At 71.5% G+C, this 2,360-nt stretch carries 1 protein-coding gene; it reads right to left on the bottom strand.

Annotated elements, in window-relative coordinates:
- A partial coding sequence (locus tag ACIG5E_RS39315) for a condensation domain-containing protein (RefSeq protein WP_396542096.1) occupies nt 1–2,312 on the bottom strand: 2,312 nt, incomplete at its 3' end.
- Nucleotides 2,313–2,360: the final 48 nt, after the last annotated feature.

The raw sequence follows: 2,360 nt of genomic DNA, 5'->3' as shown, positions 1-2,360 counted from the left end.
TCCAACGTCTCCTCATCGGTCAGCGTCAGCACCGCACCACTGTCCGCCAGCATGAACGAGATCCGCTCCACCGGATACGACGGATCCACCGGCAGGAACGCCGCCCCCGCCTTCCACACTGCGAGGATCGCGACCACCGCGTCCACACCGCGCGGCAGGCACACGCCCACCAGCGACTCCGCACCGACACCCTGCGCCACCAGGCAGTGCGCCAACCGGTTCGCCCGCACATCCAACTCCGCGAACGACACCCGCTCACCATCGGCCACCACCGCCACCGCATCCGGCGTACGAGCCACCCGCTCCGCGAACAGCCCCGGAACCAGCGTCGAACCGAACTCCACCGCCGAGGAGTTCCACTCGGTCAGCACCTGCGAACGCTCCCGCGCGGAGAGCGCCTCCACCGAGTCCACCGCCGTGCCGGGGTCACGCGTCACCGCGTCCAGCACTCGCAGCAGAGCGGATGCGATCCGCTCGACCGACTCCGCGTCGAACAGGTCGGCTGCCGCAACCACCACGCCGCGCAGCCCGCCGGGCGCACCCTGCGCGTCGAACGCCTCGGTGAGCCGCACCTCCAGGTCGAACTTCGCCGCCGCGGTGCCGATCGCAGCGCCGCGGGTCGGCTCACCGACCGTGTCGGCACCGGCCGTCACGCGGCCGCCAGCGTTGTTCTGAAGGTCCAGCTGGACCTGGAACAGCGGGTGCCGCGCACGGGAGCGAGAGGGGGCGAGCTCCTCCACCAGCTTCTCGAAGGGAACGTCCTGGTGCGCCAGGGCCGACAGGGTCCGCTCCCGGACTCGGCCCAGCAGCTCGCGGAACGTCGGCTGACCCGACAGGTCCGCCCGCACGACCAGCGTGTTGATGAAGAAGCCGACCAGGTCGTCCAGCGCCTCGTCCGTACGACCCGCGTTCGCCGAACCGATCGGAATGTCCGTCCCCGCACCCAGCTTCGACAACAGCACAGCGAGCGAGGCCTGCAACACCATGAACGACGTCACACCCTCCGCCCGCGCCACCTCGGCGAGCCGCGCGTGCACCGCCGCCGGAACCTCCAGCGGCAGGCGGTGACCCCGGTGCGAGGCGATCGCGGGCCGCGGCCGGTCCACGGGGAGCGCCAGCTCCTCCGGCGCCCCGGCCAGCGCCTCACGCCAGTAACCGATCTGGCGCGACATCAGGCTGTCCGGGTCCTCCTGGTCACCGAGCAGTTCGCGCTGCCAGAGGGTGTAGTCGGCGTACTGCACGGGCAGCGGCGCCCACTCCGGCGCACGGCCCGCGGACCGCGCCTCGTAGGCAGTGGCGATGTCCCGGCTGAGCGGGCCCTGCGACCAGCCGTCGCTGGCGATGTGGTGGAGCGTGATCAACAGGACCTTCTCCTCCGGCCCGGCCTCGAACAGGGTGGCGCGGAACGGCACCTCCGCCGACAGGTCGAAGACGTGGCGCGAAGCCTCGGCGAGCGCCTCCTCCAGTGCGTCCGGCGCAAGCTCCACGACCTGCAGCTCCCAGGCCAGCTCGTCCATGCCGGTGATCCGCTGGAACGGCTCGCTCTCGTCCGCCGCGTAGACGGTCCGCAGGACCTCGTGCCGGCCGATGACGTCGCGCAGTGCCTCGCTCAGCGCATTGCTGTCCACATCGCCCGGCAGCGACACCCGGAACGGGATGTTGTACGTCGGGCCTGCGCCCTCCAACTGGTCGATGAACCAGAGCCGTTGCTGGGCATAGGAGAGCGGGAGGCGCTCCGGCCGCTCGCCGGCTCGCAGGGCCAAGCGGGCCCCGACCGATCCGGCCAGGCGAGCCGCCAGCCCGGCGACCGTCGGTGCCTCGAACAATGCCCGCAGCTGCACCTCCACGCCCAGGACCACGCGCACCCGGCTGATCAGCCGGACGGCGAGCAGGGAGTGGCCGCCCAGGGCGAAGAAGTCGTCGTCCACCCCGACGCTCTCCAGCCCGAGGACGTCGGCGAACGCGGCGCAGAGCAGTTCCTCCTGCAGCGTGGCCGGGCCACGACCCGCACCGGCGGTGTACGCGGGGGCGGGCAGGGCCTTGCGGTCCAGCTTGCCGTTGACGCTCAGCGGCAGCGCGTCGAGGATGACGACGGCCGAGGGCGCCATGTACTCCGGCAGACTACGCGCAGCGAACTCACGCACGGAGTCTGACAGTTCGGAAGCATCGTCGTCGGTGACGACGTAGGCGACCAGGCGGACATCGCCTGGCGCGTCCTCGCGGGCGACCACGGCCGCCTGGGCGACCTGCGGGTGCGCGGCGATGACGGCCTGCACCTCCGCCGGCTCGATCCGGAAACCACGGATCTTCACCTGATCGTCCGCACGGCCCAGATACTCCACCTGACCGGCCGCGTTCCA

The sequence above is a fragment of the Kitasatospora sp. NPDC053057 genome (assembly GCF_044546945.1).
Classification (GTDB): Bacteria; Actinomycetota; Actinomycetes; order Streptomycetales; family Streptomycetaceae; genus Kitasatospora.
This window is presented reverse-complemented; position numbering and strand designations above follow the sequence as displayed.